The organism is Phreatobacter sp., from assembly GCF_027532945.1.
GTDB lineage: Bacteria > Pseudomonadota > Alphaproteobacteria > Rhizobiales > Phreatobacteraceae > Phreatobacter.
On record NZ_JAPZTZ010000015.1, the window covers coordinates 73,072 to 94,773 of the forward strand.

The window sequence follows — 21,702 nt, forward strand, 5'->3', positions numbered from 1 at the left end:
GGCTCAAAGCCCCGCCACCAGCCGATCCGCCGTGGCGAGATTGCAGGCCATGGGCACGTCATAGACCACGGCGAGCCGCGTCAGCGCCTTGACGTCGACGTCGTGGGGATGCGGCGAGAGCGGATCGACGAGGAAGACCAGCAGCGCAATCCGCCCCTCGACGATGAGCGCGCCGATCTGCTGGTCACCGCCGAGCGGGCCGCTCTTCATCAGGCGGATGTCGAGATCGGGCATGTCCGCCTTGAGCCGCGAGCCGGTGGTGCCGGTGGCGACCAGCGGCAGGCGCTGGAGCACTGCGTGATGCCGCCTGACCCAGGCCAGCATGTCCGGCTTCTTCTGGTCATGGGCGATGAGGGCGACGAGGCTGTCGGGCATATCGGTCATGATGTCGTCCTGGTGAGGCCCAGCATGGATCGCAGGCGCCGCCGGATGCGCCAAAGGAGTTCCCGGGCCAGCGTTCGGGCGGGAATCTCGCTGATTGCCGGTCGCCGTGCGATGAACGCCGACACAAGGGCGTCCGGCGAGGCCTCGCCGCCGACGGTGGGGTCGCGCAGTCGGTCGAGGGCCCCCCGCATTGCCAGGGAGCGCTCCTGGATCGCCGGATCGGGCACGGCAGGCAAAGTGAGGTCGGGGCGGACCGAGCAGAGGAGAGCGAGGTCCATCGCATTCCACATGACGCGTTCGAGCGCATCAGGAACCTGACCGGTCGTGTGGCAGAGGGCCCCGCCAAGCGGGATGATGGGGTCCGCGACAACCTCGTCATCGCCGAAATCGCGCTCGCACAGATAATTGGCCGCGGCCTTCCTGAGGTCGTCGCTGGTCATGTGCGGCACGAGCGGCACAAGGTTTTCCAGCCAATCGTAGCACAGATAGTCCGCGCGGCCGGTGCGGACCGCGTTGCTCAGCCGGGAATTCGCCACCTTGGCGCGCAGCTGGTCGACCGAGCGCACGGGGAAATGGGCCAGTGATAGATCGCGCCTCTGCGGCAGGTGATCGAGATCGCGCAAGGCCAGGGTCGCCCGATGCGACCCATGGCTCCAGAGGAAGCCGGCATCCGCCGCGAGGTCGCCACCGGCGGCGAGCTTCAGGGTGCGGGACACCTCGCGCGCCCGGCGGTGGGTGACCCGCTTCAGGATATCGACCTCGTCCGGCGGATCTGCCGGCATCGGGACATAGCTCAACCACTCCAGCGCCGCGACCGCATCGCGCGGTATGGCGCGCAGCAGGCCGCGCATGGTCTCAGGGTCGGAGCCGGTGAGGAACTCGTCGGCGTCGAGCGGCACCACCGGATGGGCGGAGAGCCGGTGGGCGACGGCGCGGGCCATGCGGCTCATCCAGTCGGCCTGGTGCTTGCCGGGCAGGCTCGCATGACAGACGGCAAGCGGCAGGCCCTCGGCCATCAGGGCGTCGAGGATGGCGGGCGTCGCATCGCGGCTGCGGTGGTTCACCACCACCAGGGCATCGACGACCGACAGGTTATGGCGGACGAAACGCTCGACCACGTCCTGCTCGTCGCGAATGCAGGCGACGGCGACGATGGGGGCGGGCCCAAGGCGAGGGGCGAGGCGCGCGCAGGCCTCGGCGATCTGCCGGTCGAGGTCTTCCATACAAGCTTTCTAGACTGCTCGTCAGTGGACGGCGAGAGGGCGCCTGCCGAGGTCCTCGTAAAGCTGCAGCGTCTGCGCCGCGGCATCCTCCCAGGTCGGTGCCCCCAGGGCCGCGTCCCTGAGAGCGGATCGCCGCGGCGTGGTGATGGGGTCGGAGGCGAGGTCGGCGAGGCAGGCGGCCCAGGCGTCGATGTCGAGGCCGGGCAAAGCCAGCGCGGCGCCCTGGCCCGCCTCGACGCAGGCCGTGCCTTCGGAGATGACCGCGGAGGTGCCGCAGGCCAGCGCCTCCAGCACCGGCAGGCCGAAGCCCTCATAGGTCGAGGGATAGGCGACGGCGCGGGCGTGGCGCGTGAGGGCGACGAGGGTGGACCGGTCGAGATAGCCGGCGAGGACGATGCGGCCGTCGGCGACCGCGGCGTCGAGGCCGGCCGGCATCCGGAGATCGCCCCATCCCTTGGCGCCGGCCAGCACCAGCGGCTGGCGGCGGGCGAGCGCCGGATCGAGCGCGAGCTGGGCGGCGACCAGGGTGCGCAGGTTCTTGCGTGGCTCCAGCGTCGCCACCGAGGCGACATAGCGGCCGCTGGTGAGGCCGAGAGGTGCGACGTCGCCGGCACCGCCCTCCCCGGCCAGCGGGGCGGCCAGGCACTGATGGTCGGCGCCCGGCGGGATGACATGGACACGCGCCGGATCGACGTGGAGCAGGCGCACGATTTCATTGCGGGAGAATTGCGAGACGGTGTGAATCGCGGGGGCGGCGCAGACCCGGGCGAGCTGGGCCTCGAAGAAGCGGACGCGCTCGGCGGGATGGTCGTCGGGATTGGTCATGCAGGACATGTCGTGCACCACGGGGAGGACATTGCCCCGCACGTCGGTAACCGGCATGTAGTTCAGCGCATGGAAGAGGTCGAACTGCATCCGCGAGACGGGAATGCGGTGCAGGATGGCGCGGGTGCGGCGGGCGACGCCGCGCAGCATGGGAACGCGGTGGACGAGGCGATGGAGGCGCGGCGAGACCGACTCGCCGGCGGGCTGGCGACGGCCGCCGCGCTCGTGGCGGATCCAGGCGGAAAGGTCCTGCGAACGGGTGCCCTCGAGCACGGTCAGCTCAGCGGCACGGGCATCCTCGGCGAGCGCCGACAGCAGGCCGTACGCGTAATAGGCCACGCCCGTCCAGGGGGTCCTGAAAAAGTGGCCGTCGAGAACGACCCGAGCCATACGCCATACCCAATGACTTTGAACAAATTGACGTTACGTCCATAATCCTAAAATGAGCTAAAAAACAGATTAAGGAGCCGTGACGCTACGAAATATGACTAATTCACGCGATCAAGTGGTGTAATCTTGATTGCCGTGATGCGGTTTCGTTGCCGCCTGAGGACCTGGATGCGGAAACCGTGGAAGGTGAACGTCTGGCCGGTCTCGGGGATGGAGCGCGCCTCGTGGATGACCAGGCCTGCCACGGTGGTGGCCTCCTCGTCAGGCAACCGCCAGTCCATGGCGCGGTTGAGGTCGCGGACGGGGACCGAGCCATCGACATTGACGGAACCGTCGGCCTGGGGCCGCACGCCGGTCACCTGCACGTCGTGCTCATCCTTGATGTCGCCGACGATCTCCTCGATGATGTCCTCGAGGGTCACGAGCCCCATCACCTCCCCATATTCGTCGACCACGAAGGCGAAATGCGTCTTGCGGCGCAGGAAGGCCTTGAGCTGGTCCTGCAGGCTGGTCGAATCCGGCACGAACCAGGCGGGAAGCGCGAGGCCGGACGGGTCGATCTTGGAGAGATCGCCGCCGACCGCCGCCAGGGCCCGCAGCAGGTCCTTGCCGTGCAGGACGCCGATGATGTTCTCCGGCGTGTCGCGCCAGAGCGGGATGCGGGTATAGGGCGCGGCGAGGACGTCGCGGACGATCTTCTCCGGCGCGTCGGAGGCATCGATGCTCACCATCTTGGTGCGATGGACCATGACGTCCTCCACGGTGAGGTCGCGCAGGTCGAGCAGGCCGCCGAGCATGTCGCGGTCGAGCTTCTCGAAGGAGCCCTCCTTGTGCATGAGGTCCACGGTGCCGCGCAGTTCCTCGGCGCCGGTGAGGACGTTCTGGTTCTCCTTGACGCGCATGCCGAACAGCCGCAGCACGCCGCGCACGATGGCCTCGACGGCGAGCAGGACCGGGCCGAACAGCGCGACCACCACGGAGACCGGCCGGGCGAAGGCAAGCGCCGTCTGTTCGGGGCGGGTGATGGCCACCGTCTTCGGCAGCACCTCGGCGAAGACGATGATCAGCACCGACATGATGGCGGTGGCGTAGATGACGCCCTCGGCGCCCACCACGGAGACGAAGAGCGTGGTGGCGAAGGCGGAGACGCCGACATTGACGACATTGTTGCCGACCAGCATGGCGCCGATCAGCCGCTCGCGGGTGTCGAGGAGGCGGCTGACGATGCCGGCGCGGGCGTCGCCGGCGCCTTCCAGCGCCAGCATCCGCGCCTTGGAGGCGGCGGACATGGCCGTCTCGGCACTGGAGAAAAAGGCCGACAGCAGGAGGCAGGCGACGATGAGGCCCAGCGCCAGCCAGGGGTTGATCGCAAGCTCGTCCATGATCCTCCGGGCCTCTCGGGCCGCGCCTCTGTGGATAGTGCGCGATGGTGTCGCCTATGCCTAAAGGCTTTCGGCGGTGAGGCAAGGCGGGCGCGTCAGGGAGCCCTCGACTTGGCGATGACCGTGTCGTCGGACCAATAGTCCACGAAACCCTGGCGGCTGTAATAGGCGAGGCCGCCGGCATTCTCGCGGCGGATGGTGGCGTCGATCATGACGACGCCGGCGGCACGCGCCGCCTGACGCGTCGCCTCGAAGAGCCGCCGGCCGATGCCGCTGCCCTGCCCCTCGATGGCGACGAAGGTGGCGACGAGCGCCCAGTCCGCCGGACGAGGATTGGCGCCGGCCCAGTCCGGATCGGACCATTCCAGCGACTGGAAGCCGAGGATGGCGCCGTCACGCTCGGCGACATGGCAGGCAATCAGGCGGGGCGGCGCGACATATTCGGCGATCATCCGGTCGATGTCGAAGGGCGTTCGATGGGCGGTGGTGCCGCCCTTCGCGATGATGGCGTTGAGGAGGTCCGCCATGGCCGCGGCATCGTCGATCACAGCCTGCCGGATCCGGATCTCACCCATGGCGCGTTTCAGCCTCTCGCGAGGTCCTCGGCCAGGAAGGCGCGCACCGCGGCCGGATCGACGTCCTTCGCGATGAAGCTTTGGCCGATGCCGCGGGCGAGGATGAAGGTGAGCTTGCCGCGCGCCACCTTCTTGTCCTGGCCGATGGCGGCCATGAGCCCGTCGACGTCGCCGACGCCGCCCGGCACATGGGCGAGCTCGGTCGGCAGGCCGACGGTCTTGAGATGCGCCGTCATGCGCTCGGCGGCGTCGCCGGAGCAGAGCCCAAGCTTCGCCGAGAAGCGGAAGGCCTGGCACATGCCGATGGCCACCGCCTCGCCATGGACCAGGCGCGTGCCGTCGTAACGCGTGGCGGCCTCCAGCGCATGGCCGAAGGTGTGGCCGAGATTGAGCAGGGCGCGGTCGCCGGTCTCGGTCTCGTCGCGGGCGACGACGGCCGCCTTGGCGCGGCAGGAGGTGGCGATGGCGTGGACGCGATCCTTGCCGCCCTGGAAGACGCCGCGCCAGTTCGCCTCCAGCCAGCCGAAGAAGCCGGGATCGTCGATGAGGCCGTATTTCGCCACCTCGGCATAGCCGGCGCGGAACTCGCGGGTGGAGAGCGTGTCGAGCACGTCGGTGTCGGCGAGGACGAGGCCCGGCTGGTAGAAGGCGCCGATGAGGTTCTTGCCGTGGCGCGAATTGATGCCGGTCTTGCCACCGACGGAGCTGTCGACCTGGGCGAGCAGCGAGGTCGGCATCTGCACGAAGCCCATGCCGCGGCGGACGATGGCGGCCGCGAAACCGGCGAGGTCGCCGACGACACCGCCGCCGAGGGCCAGGACGATGTCGCCGCGTTCCAGCCGGTGGCTAAGGATCTGGTCGACCACCTCCTCGAGCATGGCGAAGCGCTTGGTGGCCTCGCCCGGCGGCACGGTGATGCGGTGATGGCGCAGGCCCGCGGCGGCAAGTCCCGCTTCCAGCGCGGGCGCATGGAGGGTGCCGACGGTCTGATCGGTGACGATGGCGACGGCGCGGCCGGGAAAGCGCGCGGCGAGCGTCGCGCCGGCCGAGGCGATCAGCCCGGAGCCGATGAGGATGTCGTAGGAGCGATCGCCCAGCGCCACGGGGACGCGGGTGGTCTCGGGGGCGTCGGTGCTCACGGCTGGGCTCGCTCGTCGGACGGCAGGAGGAGGGTGGACAGCGCCCGCAGCACGTCGTCGACAATCTCGTCATGCGCCGCCTCGCGGGACATGACGGTGAGCGCCGCCTCGGCATAGACGGGATAGCGCTCGTCCATCAGGCGGCGCAGCACCGCCTCGGGGTCGTCGGTCTTGAGCAGGGGACGGTCGGTGCGGCGGCGCACCCGCTTCATCAGCACGTCGAGGTCGGCCTTGAGCCAGACCGAGATGCCGCGGTCGCGAATGCGGGCGCGCGTCTCGGGGTTCATGTAGGCGCCCCCGCCGGTGGCCAGCACCTGCGGCCCGGATTCGAGGATGCGGGCGACGACGCGGACCTCGCCGGCGCGGAAATAGGCCTCGCCATGGCGGGCGAAGATCTCGGGGATGGTGAGGTCGGCGGCCTTCTCGATCTCGGTGTCGGCATCGACGAAGGACAGGTTGAGCTTCGCCGCAAGCCGCTTGCCGATGGTCGACTTGCCGGCGCCCATGAGGCCGACGAGCACGATGGTGCGCGTGCCGAGCGCCTCGCGCAGCCGCTTCACGTCGATCGCGGCCGTAGCCGTCGAGGTTGCCTCACCCACCATGACGCCCGTGTCTCACGGAATCGGGCGGCAGGGCAACCGAGCGGATCGGGCGAGGCTCAGGCGGCCTCGCGCGCCGCGATGGCGTCGGCAATGGCGACGAGCTTGCGCGCCATCTCGGCATGGAGGCGCTCGACCATGCGGCCCTCGATCTGGATGGCGCCCTTGGACGCGTTCTCAGGGAGATCGAAAGCGGCGATGATGGTACGCGCCCAGGCGACCTCCTTCTCGGCGGGCGAGAAGGCGGCGTTACAGGGGCCGATCTGGTTGGGGTGGATGAGGGTCTTGCCGTCGAAGCCCATGTCGCGGGCCTCGGCGCATTCGCGGGCGAAACCGGCCTCGTCGCCGATCTCGTTCCAGACGCCGTCGAGGATGGCGAGGCCGTGGGCGCGCGCGGCGGCGAGCGAGGTCATCAGCCAGGCATTCATCGGGGCACGGCCCGGCACGATGCGGGCGCCGGTCTCCTTGGCAAGATCATTGGTGCCCATGACGAAGCCGGTGAGGCGGGTGGAGCGGTCCTTGGCGGCCGCCGCGATGCCACCGGCGTTGAGCATGGCGAGCGGCGTCTCCATCATCGCCCAGACGGCGGTGCGCTCCGGCGCGTTCGCCGCGGCAATGGCCTTGCCGGCGGCGATCAGGTCCGCACCCTCGTTGACCTTGGGAATGAGGATGACATCGGCGCCGGTGGGGGCGAGGGCTGCGAGATCGTCATGGCCCCAGGCGGTGTCGAAGCCGTTGAGGCGCACCACCACCTCGCGGTGGCCGAAGCCGCCTTGGGCGACGGCGGCCGCGACCTGCTCGCGCGCCACCTGCTTGGCATCAGGTGCCACCGCATCCTCGAGGTCGAGGATGACGACGTCGCAGGGCAGCGTGCGCGCCTTGTCGAGCGCGCGGGCGTTGGAGCCGGGCATATAGAGGACGGAGCGGCGGGGGCGGATGGCCATGGCGGGAGGTCTTTGGGTCCGGGGAGTGGCTATGTCGGCGTGAGGCTAGCTGCATCGCAGCATGCGTGCCATCGTCCTTCCGAACGAGACCGACAGACCCAAGAGACAGTGCGTGACACACGCTGATGTGCTGATCGTCGGCGGCGGGATCATGGGATCCTGCACCGCTTATTTCCTCAAGAAGGAGCTGGGCTTTGCCGGCTCGGTGCATGTCATCGAGCGCGACCCGACCTATGCCGAGGCCTCGACGACGCTCTCGGCCGCCTCCATCCGCCAGCAATTCTCGACGCCCGAGAACATCCGCATGAGCCGTTTCGGCATCGAGGTGATCCGCGGCTTGAAGGAGCGCTTCGGCGCGGATGCCGATATCGGCTTCCGCGAGGGCGGCTATCTCATCCTCGCCTCGGAGGGCGGGCGCGCGGTGCTCGAGGCCAACTGGCGCACGCAGACGACCGAGGGCGCCGACATCCTGCTGCTCGGCGCTGCCGAGTTGAAGGCCCGCTTCCCCTGGATCTCGACCGAGGACATCGCGCTTGGCGCCTGGGGCCGCACCGGCGAAGGCTGGTTCGATGCGGCCATGCTGCTCGACCTCTTCCGCAAGGCGGCGCGGGAGGCCGGCGCGACCTATGAGAAGGGCGAGGTCGCGAGCCTCACCCGGACGGGCGACCGTGTCACCGGCGCGGTGATGGCGGATGGCTCGGCGCGATCCTCGGGCACGCTCGTGCTCGCCGCCGGCGCCTGGGCGGGCAAGCTCGCCCAAGGTATTGCCGTGCCGCTGCCGGTGGAGCCGCGCAAGCGCACGGTCTTCGTGGTGAAATGCCCGGAGACCTTCCCCGACATGCCGCTGATCGTCGATCCGTCGGGCGTCTGGATGCGGCCCGAGCGCGACCTCGTCATCGGCGGCTGGGGGCCGGGCGAGGACGATCCGGATCCTGCGGCCTATGGCGACTTCACTCCCGCCCACGACGAGTTCGAGGCCCATGTCTGGCCGGCCTGGGCGACACGCATCCCGGCCATGGAACAGCTCCGCCAGATCCGCGCCTGGGCCGGGCATTACGACTTCAACACGCTCGACCACAACGCCATCCTCGGCCCCCATCCGGCGGTCGAAGGCCTCATGTTCATCAACGGCTTTTCCGGCCACGGCCTGCAGCAGGCGCCCGCCGCCGGCCGGGCGCTGGCCGAGCTCATCGTCCATGGCGGCTATCGCAGCCTCGACCTCTCCGTCTTCGGCTTCGACCGCATCCTGCGGAACGAGCCGGTCCTCGAACTCAACGTGATCTGACCAGGAAGCCCTCCATGAAGGTCTGCATCTTCGGCGCCGGCGCGGTCGGCGGCAACGCCGCGGCGCGGCTCATCGCGGCGCGCGACGCCGAGATCTCGGTGGTGGCGCGCGGCGCCCATCTCGCCGCCATTCGCGACAAGGGGCTGACGCTGCATACCGGCGGCGAAACGCTCGGCGGCAAGCCCCATGCGGCGACCGACGATCCCGCGACGCTGCCGCCGCAGGACCTCGTCGTGGTGACGCTGAAGGCCCATTCGCTGCCCGCCATTGCCGGCCAGATCAAGGCGCTGCTGGCGCCGGGCGCGGCCGCCGTCTTCTTCACCAACGGCGTGCCGTGGTGGTGGAACCATGGCATCGACGAGGAGGAGGGATCGCTGCCCCTCCTCGACCCGCAGGGGCTGCTCTGGCGCGATCTCGGGCCGGAGAGTGTGCTCGGCGGCGTCGTCTATTCCGCCAATGCGGTGACCGAGCCGGGACTCATCACCCACACCGCCGGCAACCGCTGGATCATCGGCGAGCCCACCGGCGACGCCTCGCCGCGGGCCGATGCTGCGGCGGAGGTGTTCAAGCGCGCCGGGCTCGGCGGCGAGGTGACGACCGACATCCGCAAGGCCATGTGGGAGAAGCTCGCCCTCAACATCGCGGCGAACCCGCTCTGCGCCCTCTCCCGCCTGCCGCTGGGACGCTGGCACGAGGTGCCGGGGATCGGTGAACTCGGCATCGGCATGATCGAGGAAATGCTGGCGGTGGCGAAGGCGCTGGGCTGGGACCTGACGGCCGAGGTCGATCCCGCCGCGGCGCTGCCGGCGCGGCCCGGCCGCCCCGGCGGCAAGCCCTCCATGCTGCAGGATGCCGAGGCGGGGCGCCCGATGGAGGTCGAGGCCATTGTCGGGCAGTTGCAGGCCTTCGGCCGTGCGCAGGGCGTGCCGACGCCGGCCATCGACGTGGTGCTGCCGCTGCTCAGGGCGCTCGATGCGGCGGTGAGCAAGGCGCCCGTGAAGGTGTGAGGGAGCGCCCCCCTACCCTCACTGGTTCGACATGGGCCGCCGGCGGACGTTCGGCCGGAGGTGCTGGAACGGGATGACGCCGGTATCGTCCAGCGCCGCGCCGGGCGAGGCGCCGACCACGACGCTGTCAGCATAAGGCTGCCAGTCGCCGCGGAAATGCACCGAGCTCTTCAGCACCACCACCTTGTAAGACGTAATGTCGATGCCGAGATGGGTGCAGACCGCGACGCAATGCGGCTGCTGGCGCACCGTGCCGACGACGAGATCGATGCCGCCGATCCTGAGCCAGGCCGAGGGCCCCATATTGATGGGCTGGCCGCCGACCATCGGCCCGGTGCCGATGAAGCGGCCGTCGGAGACGGCGACCACCTCGGCCGTCGTCGCCAGCGGCGCCTCGCCGGGGCCGGTGCCGTTGGCAGCGAAGGTCACCGCGATGGTCGCGCCCTTGCCGGCCTGATGCGCCGCCGCGGCGATGACCGGCTCGTGATGCAGCGCCATCAGCGTCGACTGCGCGCCGCGATTGATCATGGCGCGCAGGAAGCCGGTGGTGATGGAGGAGCCGCCGGCGCCGGGATTGTCCTGCGTGTCGGCGATGATGACGGGCTTGCCCGCCATCCCGGCGCGCTGGAAGGCCAGCGCCACCGCCTCGTCCTGCGGCTTGGCGAGATGTTCGAGGAAGGCGGCCTCGGACCTCAGGACCGCGTGATAGAGCCGGTCGACGGCGGCATCGACGCTGGCCTGCTCGGCGCCATAGCCGATCACGGTCGCGCCCATGTCGAAAATGTCGGCGGAGGGAAAGCCCGGGCAGAGCGAGAGATGCACGCCGGTCTCGGCCTCGATCGCCTCCAGCAGCGCATAGAGCCCCTTCATCGGCTCGATCATCGAGCAGCCCGAGGCGATGGGAATGAGGAAGGGCACCTGCCGGAAGGCGCGGGCGGGGCGCGGCCCCCAGGCGAGGACGCGGTCCAGCCACTGCGCGACGCGCTCGCCGGTCTGCAGCCAGTCGATATGGGGATAGGTGCGATAGGCCGACATGAAGCTGGCCTTGTCGACCATCAGCCGCGTGACATTGGCGTGGAGGTCGAGCGAGGAGAGGACCGGCACGTCGGGGCCGACAAGGCGACGCACGCGGGCGAGAAGCTCGCCCTCGGCATCCTCGATGGTCTCGGTGGTCATGGCGCCGTGGAGCTCGAGGAAGACGGCGTCGGGGGCGGCATCGGCGAGGTCGGCGAGGATGTAGGAGACGGCGCGCTCGAAGACGCGATCCTCGACGCGGCCGGATGGCTGGGCGAAGGACCACGACAGCGGCACCATCGTGTGGCCGGCCGCCTCGGCGATGCGCATGAAGCCGGTCGAAGCGATGTTGAAGGGGCGGAACTTGGTCAGGAGATCCGGACCGCGGGTGAAACCCGGCCAGGCGCCCTCCTGGTTGAACATGGCCCAGGGCGTCGGCTCCGGGACGAAGGTGTTGGTCTCGTGCATGAAACCGCCGACGGCGATGCGCATGGGCGTGGTCCTGAGCAAGGGCCCCCGGGCGGTGGCCTCAGGGAAGGGATCAAAGCCGAGAGCGGTCAGCCCGGCCAGTCCCCGAGCGACATGACGCGGTCGCGATGGGGAGACTTGACGAGGCGGGCGAGTTGAAGCGCACGTAACATGGAACCATAATGGTTCCATCCCTGAGTTGCGCCATGGCAACCCTGACGCTGAAGAACATCCCCGACGATCTCTATGAGCGGCTGCGACAGCGCGCGGCTGCGCATCGGCGCTCGATCAACGGCGAGATGATCCATTGCCTGGAGCAGGCGCTGCAGCCCCGGCGGCTCGCGCCGGAGGAGCGAATCCAGCGGATCCGCGCGCTGCGGCCGGTGATCGATCCGCAGACGGTTGCGCATGACGACCTCATCGCCGCGATTGACGACGGCCGGCCGTGATCGTCGCCGACGCCAATGTCATTGCCTATCTGCTGATCCCCTCGCCGTTCACCGCCATGGCGGAGCGGGTCTATGCGCGTGACCCGGAATGGGTGGCACCCATTCTCTGGCGCAGCGAGTTCCGCAATGTCCTCACGCTCTATGTGCGCCGCGCTGTGCTGACCCTCGATCAGGCCATTCAGCTTCAGGACGAGGCCGAGGATCTTATGCGGGGCCACGAGTATGACGTGGTCTCGGCGGACGTTCTTTCGCTTGCCAGCGAGAGCGGATGCTCCGCCTATGATGGCGAGTTCGTCGCCCTTGCCCGCTTCCTCGGCGCTCCGCTGGTGACGGCGGACAGGCGCCTCGCGCAGGCCTTCCCGGAATACGCCCGGACGCTGGAGACGGCCGCCGGATAGCACAACGCCGCCGCGGGAGCCGCGACGGCGTCGATGATGTCAGAAGAGCCTTCGCTCAGCCCATGGTGGGGATGACGAAGCTGGCACCGTCCTTGATGCCCGAGGGCCAGCGGGACGTGACCGTCTTGGTCTTGGTGTAGAAGCGGAAGGCGTCCGGGCCGTGCTGGTTCAGGTCGCCGATGGCCGAGCGCTTCCAGCCACCGAACGTGTAATAGGCCAGCGGCACCGGGATCGGCACGTTGATGCCGACCATGCCGACCTGCACCTTGGCGGCGAAGTCGCGGGCCGCATCGCCGTCGCGGGTGTAGATGGCGACGCCGTTGCCATATTCGTGGTCGTTGGCGAGGTCGAGGGCCTCGCCATAGGTCTTGGCGCGCACCACGGAGAGGACGGGACCGAAGATCTCCTCCTTGTAGATGCGCATGTCCTTGGTGACGTTGTCGAAGAGACAGCCGCCCATGTAGTAGCCGTTTTCGTAGCCCTGCATCTTGAAGCCGCGGCCGTCGACGACGAGCTTGGCGCCTTCCTTCACGCCGATATCGACATAGCCCTTCACGCGCTCCAGCGCCTGGGCGGTGACGAGCGGGCCGAAATCGGCATCGAGCGAGGTGGAGGGGCCGATCTTCAGGCTCTCGACCCGCGGGACGAGCTTCTCCATCAGGCGGTTGGCGGCTTCCTCGGTCACCGGCACCGCGACCGAGATGGCCATGCAGCGCTCGCCGGCCGAGCCGTAGCCGGCGCCGACGAGAGCATCGACCGCCTGGTCCATGTCGGCGTCGGGCATGATGATCATGTGGTTCTTGGCGCCGCCGAAGCACTGGACGCGCTTGCCGCTGGCGCAGCCGCGGGCATAGACGTATTCGGCGATGGAGGTCGAGCCGACGAAGCCGACGGCCTTGATGTCCGGATCATCGAGGACGGCGTCGACCGCCTCCTTGTCACCGTTGACGACGTTGAAGATGCCCGGCGGCAGGCCGGCCTCGAGGAAGAGCTCGGCGAGCATGAGCGGCACGCCCGGATCGCGCTCGGAGGGCTTCAGCACGAAGGCGTTGCCGGCGGCGATGGCGGGGCCAGCCTTCCACAGCGGGATCATGGCGGGGAAGTTGAACGGGGTGATACCGGCGCAGACGCCGAGCGGCTGGCGCATCGAATAGATGTCGATGCCCGGGCCGGCGCCCTCGGTGTACTCGCCCTTCATCATCTGCGGCGCGCCGATGGCGAACTCGACCACTTCCAGGCCGCGCTGGATGTCGCCCTTGGCGTCGAGGATGGTCTTGCCGTGCTCGCGGGCCAGCAGCTCGGCCATCTTGTCGTTGTCGCGGGCGCAGAGCTCGAGGAACTTCATCAGCACGCGGGCACGGCGCTGCGGGTTGGTGGCGGCCCAGGCGGGCTGCGCCGCCTTGGCGTTTTCCACCGCGGCGCGGACCTCGGCCTTGGAGGCCAGCGCCACCTTGCCGAAGACCGAGCCGTCGAGCGGCTGGAAGACGTCGGCGGTGCGGCCGGACGTGCCGGCGACATGCTTGCCGCCGATGAAATGACCGTAATTGCGCATGGGCTGTCTCCCTCGGACGTCTCGGCCGTTGCGGCCCCGCAGCAGCACTAGAGCGAAGCGGTGCAAGGTCCAAGGGGTAAGATGGCGCATGCGTTGTGCGCGTTTTGGCGTAAGATAGGCGCATGACGCCAAATTGGGATCATGTCCGGGTCTTCCTCGCCGTGGCGCGCGCCGGCCAGTTCCTCGCCGCGGCGCGGGCGCTGTCGCTCGACCATGCCACCGTCGCCCGCCGCATCGGGCTTTTGGAGGAGCAGCTCGGCACGCAGCTTGTCGCCCGCTCGACGGCCGGGATCATGCTGACGGTGGCGGGCGAGAGCTTCCTCGCCGCGGCGGAAGCTATGGAGACCGCCTGGCTGGACGCGCAGGCCGATGTCTCGCAGGTCGACCGGGTCGTCTCCGGCACCATCCGCATCGGCGCGCCGGAGGGGTTCGGCGCGCTCTTCCTCAGCCCCAGGCTGGGTAAGCTCGCGGAGCGGCACCCCGAGCTCACCATCCAGCTCGTGCCGCTGCAGCGGACCATGTCGCTGTCGAAGCGCGACGCCGACCTCGCGGTGGTCATCGACCCGCCCTCCGACGGGCGGCTCACCGTCCGCAAGCTCACCGAATACGGCCTCGGCCTCTATGCGACGCCCGCCTATCTCGACCGCCACGGCGCGCCCGCCGACCCGGAGGCGCTGCGCCGCCACCTCCTCGTCACCTCGGTGCAGGAGCTGCACTATTCGGAATCGCTGACCTATTACCCGCCGGCCTTCGATGCGGGGCAGCGGCGATTCGAATGCGCCAGCGTGCTGGCCCAGATGGCGGCGGTGAAGGCCGGCGCCGGCATCGGCATCCTCCACGACTATGCGGCGCGCGATGCGGGCGGGCTCGCCCGGGTGCTGCCGGGCCTCGCGATCCGCCGCACCTATCACCTCGTCGCCCATGTCGACACGCGACGCATCGCGCGGATCGACGAGGCCTATCGCTTCGTCGTCGAGGAGGTGGCGGCGGCCGAGGGGCTGTTCGCCTGAGGCGGTACGGCAAGAGCTTCGACGACAACGGGAAGAGCCCGGCGTCCCTGGGGGCGGACCCATGGACACCGGGCTCCCACGCGGCCGGTCCGGGGGGAACCGGCGCGTATCGGCAAGTTATTCGGCTGCGACGCGGATCGGTCGCGTCTCGCCGGGCGAGGAGGCATCGGCCGGCAGCAAGAGCGGCGGGGCTCCCTGCGAGACCGCGCCGTGGCCGCCCTCGCCGGGCTCGTCGGCCGGGCCGACGAAGCGGCCGAAGACCCAGCTGAAGAAGCGGCCGGCATCGTCCATGACCGTGTAGAAGGACGGCACGAAGACGAGGCTCAGCACGGTCGAGACGATCAGGCCGCCAATCACCGCGATGGCCATCGGCGCGCGGAACTCGCCGCCGTCGCCCGATCCCAGCGCCGGCGGGATCATGCCGGCACCCATGGCGATCGTGGTCATGATGATGGGCCTCGCGCGCTTGCGACCGGCATCGAGGATGGCCTCACGGCGGTCCATGCCCTCGCGCACCTTCTCCACCGCGAAGTCCACCAGCATGATGGCGTTCTTGGTGACGATGCCCATGAGCATCAGGACGCCGATCACCACCGGCATCGACACGGCCTTGCCGGTGAGCAGCAGGGCGAGGATGACGCCGCCGAGCGAGAGCGGCAGCGACATCAGGATGGTCAGTGGCTGGAACACCGAGTGGAACAGCAGGACCAGCACGCCGAGCACCATGAGCAGGCCGGTGCCCATGGCCATGGCGAAGCCCTGGAAGACCTCCTGCATGATCTCGGCATCGCCGCCGCGCTGGAAGGAGACGGTCGGCGGCAGGTTGCGCGCCGCCGGCAGGGCGAAGACCTTCTCCAGCGCCGGGCCGATCTCCATGCCGCCGGTGAGGTCGGTGCCGATATTGACGCGGCGGACCCGGTTGTAGCGTTCGATCGACGAGGGGCCCTGGCCGAAGGTGACATCGGCCACGGCGGTCAGCGGCACCTGCTGGCCCGTCGCCGAGACGACGGTGAGCGAGGAGAGGATGTCGAGCTGGGCGCGCGCGTCGGTGTCGAGCTGGACACGGATCGGGATGAGCCGGTCACCGGCGTTGAACTTGGCGAGATTGGCGGCGATGTCGCCGATGGTCGCCACGCGCACGGCCTCCGAGATCTGATCGGTGGTGATGCCGTAGCGCGCCGCCTCGTCGCTCTTCGGCATGACGCGGATCTCCGGTCGCTCGAGACCGGCCGAGGCAGCGACGTTCACGAAGCCGGGGATCTGCCGCATCTCGGATTCGAGATTGGCGACGGCGAGCGACAGGTTCTGCGCATCGAGGCCGCGGACGATGATGGAGAGCTCGCGCTCGCTGCGATCATTGACGTACCAGGCGCGGATATCGGGGATCTGCGTGAAGAGCGGCGAGGTCGCCGCCTGGATCTGCCGCTGGGTGCGCTCGCGCTTGGTCTTGTGGATGAGGCGGACGATGACGGTGGCGCGGCGGATCTCCAGCGTGCCGATGGGGTTCGAGCCGCCGATGACCAGCACCGATTCCACTTCCGGAATGGTCTTGCGGATGAGCTTGGCGAGCTGGTCGGAGCGCTCGCGGGTGTCCTCCAGCGTCGAGCCCGGCGGCAGCTCCATGGAGACGACGAAGCGGGCCTCGTCGGGGAAGGGAATGAAGCCGGTGGGCAGGAAGCGGATCGCCCAGATCGACACGGCGAAGACGGCGATGCCGGCGAGCAGCGTCACATAGCGGAAGCGGATGGTGACGGAGAGGAAGCGCAGGTAGGCGCGCATCATTACGCCGTCCTTCGGCTCCTTGTGCTCATGCGGCCTCAGGAAATAGGCCGCCAGCATGGGTGTGATGAGGCGCGCCACCAGGAGCGAGAAGAGCACGGCGATGGCGACGACCAGGCCGAACTGCTTGAAGTACTGGCCGGCGACGCCGCCCATGAAGGAGACGGGGGCGAAGACCGCGACGATGGTCAGCGAGATGGCGATGACCGCGAGGCCGATCTCGTCCGCCGCCTCCATCGAGGCGCGGTAGGGCGATTTGCCCATCTTCATGTGCCGGACGATGTTCTCGATCTCCACGATGGCATCATCGACGAGGATGCCGGTGACGAGGATGATCGCCAGCAGCGAGACGAGGTTCATCGAAAAGCCCAGCATCTCCATGGCCCAGAAGGTCGGGATGATGGAGAGCGGCAGGGCGACGGCGGAGATGAGCGTGGCGCGGAAGTCGCGCAGGAACAGGAAGACCACGATGACGGTGAGGCCGGCGCCTTCCAGCAGCATGGTCATGGCCGACTTGTGGTTGCCGGCCGTGTAGTTCACGGAGTTGTCGATCTCGGAGAAGCTGATCGCCGGATTGGCCCGGCGCAGTTCCTCGATCTTGTCGCGGGCCAGCGCCGCGACGCGCACGTCGGATGCGCCCTTCGAGCGGAAGACCTGGAAGGCGACCGTCGGCGTCTCGCCGTTGAGGCGGGTGAAGCTCTTCGGCTCCTCGTAGAGATCGGTGACCGAGCCGAGGTCGGACAGGCGCACCTCGCGGCCGCCCGACAGGACGATGCGGGTCGAGGCGAGCTCCTCGACGCTCGTCGCGCCGGCCAGCGTGCGGATCGACTGCTGCTGGCCGCCGATATCGCCCTGGCCGCCGGCCAGGTCGACATTGGTGGCGCGCAGCTGGCGGTTGACCTCGCCGGCGGTGATGCCGAGCGCCATGAGGCGGTTAGGGTCAAGGGCGACGCGGATCTCGCGCAGCACGCCGCCGTTGCGGCTGATGCGGCCGATGCCGCGCAGGCCCTGAAGCTCGCGCTTCACCGTATCGTCGACGAACCAGGAGAGCTGCTCGATGGTCATGGCCGGGGCCGCGACCGCGACGGTCAGGATGGCCTGGTTCTCGATGTCGAGCCGCTCGATGATCGGCTCGTCGATGTTGCGCGGCAGGTCGGCGCGGATCTTGGCGATGGCGTCCTTGACGTCGTTCAGCGCCCGGTCGGTGTTCACCTCGAGGCGGAACTCGACCACGGTCGAGGACATGCCGTCGGTGAGGTTCGAGATGACGTTCTTGACGCCGGTGATGTTGGCGACGGCGTCCTCGACCCGCTTGGTGATCTGGCTCTCGAGCTCGGCCGGCGCAGCGCCGGCCTGGACGATGCGGACCTGAACCAGCGGCACGTCGATATTCGGGAAGCGGGTGATCGGCAGGTTGAGGTAGCTCATCCAGCCGAGGAAGCAGAGCACCACGAACAGGACGATCGAGGGGACCGGCTGGCGGATCGAGGCGGCGGAGATGTTCAAGGCCATCGGTCCCTCCCTCAGCGCCGGACGGCCGCGACCGGGGCGACCCGGTCACCGTTGCGCACGAAGCTGCCGGAGACGGCGACAACCTGCTCGCCCTCGTTCAGTCCCTCACGGATCTCGACCTGGCCCTGCGCGCGAAGGCCGGTGACGACCTCGCGCGTCTCGACCACGCCGTCCTTCACCACCTGGACCGTGGTCTTCTGGCCGAACAGGACGGCCGAGAGCGGCACGGTGACGCCCGAGGAGCGGGCGACCTCGACCGTGGCGCGACCGAAGGCGCCGAGCGGCGGCCGGTCGGTGCCGGTGAGCGTCACGCGGATGCGGCCGAGGCGGTTGGTGCGGTTCACCTCCGGCGCGACGAGGCGGACGCGGCCGGGGAGCGGAGCGGCATAGCCGGCCGCGTCGATCTCGGCGGGCTGGCCGGGACGCGTGCGGGCGAGCGTCGTCTCCGGCACATCGGCCTCAAGCTCGACCTCGCTGTTGGCGATGATGCGGAAGAGCGGGTCGCCCGCGGCGGCGGCGAGCGCGCCGAGGCGGGCGGTGCGGCGCGACACGGTGCCGGCGACCTTTGCCTTGATTTCGGTGCGGGAGATCCTGAGCTCGATGTCGCGGCGCTGGGCGCGGGCGAGGACGAGGTCGGCCTCGGCGAGGGCGAGGGCGTTGGTGGCGGATTCGCGCCGGGCGCCGGCGGTGCGGGCGGCGGTGACGCGCTGGTCGAGCACGTCGTTGGTGGCGGAGCCGGTGCGCTGGAGCTGCTGGGTGCGCTCCAGCTGCTGCTGGGCGAGGGTCAGCGAGGCGGTGGTCTCGGCGATCTGCGACGTCGCCTGGGCGACGGCGGCCTGGGCGCGGCTGATCTGCGCGGCGTTCTGGGCGAGCTGCACGTCGAGCATCTCGCGGTTGAGGCGGGCGAGGACCTGGCCGGCGACGACGCGGTCGCCCTCCTCGGCGAGGATCTCGACGACGGTGAGACCGTCGACCTCGGGGGCAACGAGGATCTCCTCGCGCGCCACGAAGGAGCCGGAGGCGATGACGGTCTCGCGCAGTTCCTGGCGGGTGGCGGTGGCAACCGTCACGGAGGGCGCGGCGGTCTGGGCGGTGGCGGCGCCGGCGAGGGCGACCAGAACCGCGGCCAGAACCGCTCCCTGGGGCAGCGTCATGCGGTTCGCGAGGGACATCATGGGGGAGAGGCCTTAGCAGCGGTCGGTGTGGCGGGTGGCAGCAGCATGTCGCGCAAAAGGTCGAACATGATCGCCACATGGGGGCGGGGATCGAAGGCTGGGTCGCGGGCACGGCGCAGCATCAGGCCATCCCCGAAGGTGATGAGGAACTGCACGGCACGCTCCAGATCGGCATTGGCGGCCGTCTGGCCACGGTCGCGCGCCACCGTGAGGGCGAAGCGGATGTTCTCCGCGATGAACGCGTCGATCCTCCTACGCAGGGCACCGATCTGCGGATTGCGCGACACTTCGGACATGATCTCCACCCAGAGCATGCAGCTCTCGCGCGGTTCCTCGACCATGTGATGACGCGCGAGGACCTCGAAGGCTCCCCAGATGTCGGGCGCGTGGGAGAGGGCGGCGAAGCCTTCGCCGATCTCGTCGAAGTCGCGCTCGCACAGGCCCTCGATCATCGCCTCCTTGGAGGGGAAGTAGCGGTAGAGATTGCCAGGGCTCATGCCGGCTTCGGCGCAGATCTCCGCCATCGAGGCGCCGTGGAAGCCGGAGCGCACGAAGCAGCGCTCGGCCGCATCGAGGATCGCGGCCTTGCGGTCGGTGCGCTGGGTCTCGGCAATGCGGGGCATGGGACTCCTTCAGTGCCCGCAGCCTTACGATGAGACAGGAGACGACGCAATTGAAAAGAGAATGAACATTCATTTTCGACTGCGGCCCGCCGTCGCACCCCCCTCCTTTGTTGTCTGCCGTTCAGCGATCCGCCACCCCGCGAGCAGAAACCGGTCTTTTCAGCGACAAGAACCAGTGGTGTTCTGATCCCACCAGCCGATCAGGTGGTTCGCTCAAGCGAGCCCGTCGGCTGCACCGGAAGGACACGCCATGCTGAAGACCCTGATGCTCGCCGCCGCCCTCGGCCTCGCCGGCACCGCCGCGATGGCCCAGACCGCCACCCAGCCCGCGACGACCCCGACCACGCGTCCCGCGCCGACCGCGCCGGCGACCGCGGCTCCGGCTCCGGCTCCGGCGGCCACGCCCGCTCCCGCTGCGACCGCCCCGGCCGCCCAGCTCATCGACATCAACTCGGCGACCGAGGCCGAGCTGCGTGTGCTGCCGGGCATCGGCGAGGCGCGCGCCAAGGCGATCATCGCCGGCCGCCCCTATCGCGGCAAGGACGAGCTCGTCCGCAAGAACATCCTCACCCAGGGTGTCTATGACAGCATCCAGGCCCGGATCGTCGCCCGCCAGCGCTGAGGCGTGACGCCCGCCATATGGCCCTCCCCGCTCCGGCGGGGAGGGCTTTTGCGTTTCATCAGGGCACCGCCCTCAGCGGCTGCACTCGCGGATGAGCCCGGCGATGAAGGCGTCGCAGCGGTGGAGTTCGGCGACCTCGATCCACTCGTCGGGCTGGTGCGCCTGGGCGATGTCGCCCGGCCCGCAGATGACGGTGGAAATGCCGGCGGTCTGGAACAGGCCTGCCTCGGCGCCATAGGGCACGACCTGGATGCCGTTGTCGCCGGTGAGGCGGCGAGCGATGCGCTCGGCATCGCCATCCTCCTCGCGCACCAGCGGCTGGCCGCCGACGCGCCAGATGATCTTGACGCCCGCATCGGGATGCACGGCCTTCATGGCCGGCTCGATCTCGCGGCGGACGAAATCCTCGTACTCGCGGACATACTTTTCTCCGTCGTCGCCCGGCACGACGCGGATGCCGGTGACGAAATGAGCGTCGAGGGCGGTGATGTTGTGCGCCGTGCCGCCCTGGATCGTGCCGACATGCAGCATGGTCCAGCCGGGATCGAAATAGGGCACGCCGCCATTGGCCTCGGCCTCGGCCTTGTTGCGGAGGTCGCGGTCCTCCATCCAGCTGACGAGACGGGCCGCGACGAAGACTGCCGAGACGCCGTTGTAGCGCTGGGAGGAATGGACCTCGTGGCCACGCACATGGGTGTCGATGCGGATATAGCCCTTGTGACCGGTGACCACCTTCATGCGGCTCGGCTCGCCGACGATGCAGGCGGAGGGGCGCGTCCAGTCCTTGCCGAGGCGCGCGATGAGGGCGCGGGCGCCGTCCATGCGGATCTCCTCATCGGCCGTGAGGCAGATGTGGATGGGGCGCTTCAGGTCGGCGGCGACCATGGCCGGCACGGCCGCCAGCACGCAGGCGTCGAAGCCCTTCATGTCGCAGGCGCCGCGGCCATAGAGCCGGTCGCCCTTGGCCGTCAGGGTGAAGGGGTCGGTGGTCCAGGGCTGGCCCTCCACCGGCACCACGTCGAGATGGCCGGACAGGACGATGCCGCCATCAACCTTCGGGCCGATCGTCGCCCAGATATTGGCGTTGCGGCCATCCGGCATCGGCACGATCTCGCAGGCGACGCCATAGCCCGCCAGGTAGTCGCGGATGTAGTCGATGAGGTCGAGATTGCTGGCGTCGGATACGGTGGGGAAGCCGACGAGGCGCTCGAGGAGCTGGAGGCTGGTCTGGGTCATGTGCCGAAGGAGCCGATGGCAGCCATGCGCGTCAAGGGGAGGCCATCGCATGGCAGCCTGTTGACCGGCCCACCGGGTTCCGGTTCTGTCGGCCTTTCTCCCTTCGAGACT

20 protein-coding genes are annotated in these 21,702 nt (G+C 69.2%); 6 read left to right on the forward strand and 14 right to left on the reverse strand.

Annotation, left to right across the window (positions count from 1 at the left end):
- Window positions 1–3 precede the first annotated feature (3 nt).
- From O9344_RS12135 to O9344_RS12170, 8 genes are all read right to left on the reverse strand, one after another.
- Complete coding sequence (locus O9344_RS12135) at window positions 4–375, reverse strand: methylglyoxal synthase (RefSeq protein ID WP_298477482.1); 372 nt, start codon at window positions 373–375, stop codon at window positions 4–6.
- Between the two features lie 5 nt (window positions 376–380).
- Complete coding sequence (locus O9344_RS12140) at window positions 381–1,607, reverse strand: glycosyltransferase family 2 protein (protein WP_298477286.1); 1,227 nt, start codon at window positions 1,605–1,607, stop codon at window positions 381–383.
- 21 nt (window positions 1,608–1,628) lie between these two features.
- Window positions 1,629–2,771 carry a glycosyltransferase family 1 protein gene (locus O9344_RS12145; protein WP_298477287.1) on the reverse strand — a complete coding sequence of 381 codons (1,143 nt, stop codon included), beginning with the start codon at window positions 2,769–2,771 and terminating at the stop codon, window positions 1,629–1,631.
- 149 nt (window positions 2,772–2,920) lie between these two features.
- Window positions 2,921–4,204, reverse strand: coding sequence for an HlyC/CorC family transporter (locus tag O9344_RS12150; RefSeq protein ID WP_298477290.1), 1,284 nt, complete (start codon window positions 4,202–4,204; stop codon window positions 2,921–2,923).
- A gap of 95 nt (window positions 4,205–4,299) precedes the next feature.
- Window positions 4,300–4,779: a GNAT family N-acetyltransferase gene (locus O9344_RS12155; protein WP_298477293.1), complete on the reverse strand. Its 480-nt coding sequence runs from the start codon at window positions 4,777–4,779 to the stop codon at window positions 4,300–4,302.
- Window positions 4,780–4,787: 8 nt separating this feature from the next.
- Window positions 4,788–5,918 carry a 3-dehydroquinate synthase gene (aroB, locus tag O9344_RS12160; protein ID WP_298477296.1) on the reverse strand — a complete coding sequence of 377 codons (1,131 nt, stop codon included), beginning with the start codon at window positions 5,916–5,918 and terminating at the stop codon, window positions 4,788–4,790.
- The gene (locus O9344_RS12165) at window positions 5,915–6,520 is read right to left on the reverse strand and encodes a shikimate kinase (RefSeq protein WP_298477298.1); all 606 of its coding nucleotides are present in this window, start codon (window positions 6,518–6,520) and stop codon (window positions 5,915–5,917) included. Before O9344_RS12165 ends, aroB begins: the two co-directional genes overlap by 4 nt.
- A 56-nt stretch (window positions 6,521–6,576) precedes the next feature.
- Complete coding sequence (locus tag O9344_RS12170) at window positions 6,577–7,461, reverse strand: CoA ester lyase (protein WP_298477300.1); 885 nt, start codon at window positions 7,459–7,461, stop codon at window positions 6,577–6,579.
- A 112-nt stretch (window positions 7,462–7,573) separates the two neighbouring features.
- On the opposite strand from O9344_RS12170, the gene O9344_RS12175 reads away from it, so the two are divergent.
- A complete protein-coding gene (locus tag O9344_RS12175; protein ID WP_298477304.1) occupies window positions 7,574–8,746 on the forward strand; it encodes an FAD-binding oxidoreductase in 1,173 nt (390 codons plus the stop codon).
- A gap of 14 nt (window positions 8,747–8,760) precedes the next feature.
- Window positions 8,761–9,753: a 2-dehydropantoate 2-reductase gene (locus O9344_RS12180; RefSeq protein WP_298477306.1), complete on the forward strand. Its 993-nt coding sequence runs from the start codon at window positions 8,761–8,763 to the stop codon at window positions 9,751–9,753.
- Between the two features lie 18 nt (window positions 9,754–9,771).
- Here O9344_RS12180 and O9344_RS12185 read toward each other — a convergent pair whose 3' ends face one another.
- On the reverse strand, window positions 9,772–11,259 hold the full coding sequence (locus O9344_RS12185; RefSeq protein WP_298477309.1) for a M81 family metallopeptidase: 1,488 nt from the start codon (window positions 11,257–11,259) through the stop codon (window positions 9,772–9,774).
- Window positions 11,260–11,441: 182 nt separating this feature from the next.
- Here O9344_RS12185 and O9344_RS12190 point away from each other — a divergent pair, with 182 nt between their 5' ends.
- Both O9344_RS12190 and O9344_RS12195 read left to right on the forward strand, forming a co-directional pair.
- Window positions 11,442–11,684, forward strand: coding sequence for an Arc family DNA-binding protein (locus O9344_RS12190; protein WP_298477312.1), 243 nt, complete (start codon window positions 11,442–11,444; stop codon window positions 11,682–11,684).
- Window positions 11,681–12,082, forward strand: coding sequence for a type II toxin-antitoxin system VapC family toxin (locus tag O9344_RS12195; protein WP_298477315.1), 402 nt, complete (start codon window positions 11,681–11,683; stop codon window positions 12,080–12,082). Before O9344_RS12190 ends, O9344_RS12195 begins: the two co-directional genes overlap by 4 nt.
- Before the next feature lie 55 nt (window positions 12,083–12,137).
- Here the strand turns inward: O9344_RS12195 and O9344_RS12200 are convergent, their stop codons facing one another.
- Entirely contained in the window at window positions 12,138–13,634 is a 1,497-nt protein-coding gene (locus tag O9344_RS12200; RefSeq protein WP_298477318.1) for a CoA-acylating methylmalonate-semialdehyde dehydrogenase, read from the reverse strand.
- Window positions 13,635–13,756: 122 nt separating this feature from the next.
- Between O9344_RS12200 and O9344_RS12205 the strand changes: the two genes are divergently transcribed.
- Entirely contained in the window at window positions 13,757–14,644 is an 888-nt protein-coding gene (locus tag O9344_RS12205; protein ID WP_298477321.1) for a LysR family transcriptional regulator, read from the forward strand.
- Between the two features lie 117 nt (window positions 14,645–14,761).
- On the opposite strand, the gene O9344_RS12210 is transcribed toward O9344_RS12205, so the two are convergent.
- Genes O9344_RS12210 through O9344_RS12220 form a run of 3 tightly spaced genes read right to left on the reverse strand, consistent with a single transcriptional unit; the run spans window position 14,762 to window position 19,733 of the window.
- Complete coding sequence (locus O9344_RS12210; protein WP_298477324.1) at window positions 14,762–17,935, reverse strand: efflux RND transporter permease subunit; 3,174 nt, start codon at window positions 17,933–17,935, stop codon at window positions 14,762–14,764.
- 11 nt (window positions 17,936–17,946) lie between these two features.
- Window positions 17,947–19,110 (reverse strand): efflux RND transporter periplasmic adaptor subunit, encoded by a 1,164-nt coding sequence (locus O9344_RS12215; protein ID WP_298477328.1) that lies wholly within the window; start codon window positions 19,108–19,110, stop codon window positions 17,947–17,949.
- Window positions 19,107–19,733, reverse strand: coding sequence for a TetR/AcrR family transcriptional regulator (locus O9344_RS12220; RefSeq protein WP_298477331.1), 627 nt, complete (start codon window positions 19,731–19,733; stop codon window positions 19,107–19,109). Before O9344_RS12220 ends, O9344_RS12215 begins: the two co-directional genes overlap by 4 nt.
- A 250-nt stretch (window positions 19,734–19,983) precedes the next feature.
- Between O9344_RS12220 and O9344_RS12225 the strand changes: the two genes are divergently transcribed.
- Window positions 19,984–20,355 carry a helix-hairpin-helix domain-containing protein gene (locus O9344_RS12225; protein WP_298477334.1) on the forward strand — a complete coding sequence of 124 codons (372 nt, stop codon included), beginning with the start codon at window positions 19,984–19,986 and terminating at the stop codon, window positions 20,353–20,355.
- Between the two features lie 72 nt (window positions 20,356–20,427).
- On the opposite strand, the gene argE is transcribed toward O9344_RS12225, so the two are convergent.
- Window positions 20,428–21,591: an acetylornithine deacetylase gene (gene argE, locus O9344_RS12230; protein ID WP_298477337.1), complete on the reverse strand. Its 1,164-nt coding sequence runs from the start codon at window positions 21,589–21,591 to the stop codon at window positions 20,428–20,430.
- Window positions 21,592–21,702: the final 111 nt, after the last annotated feature.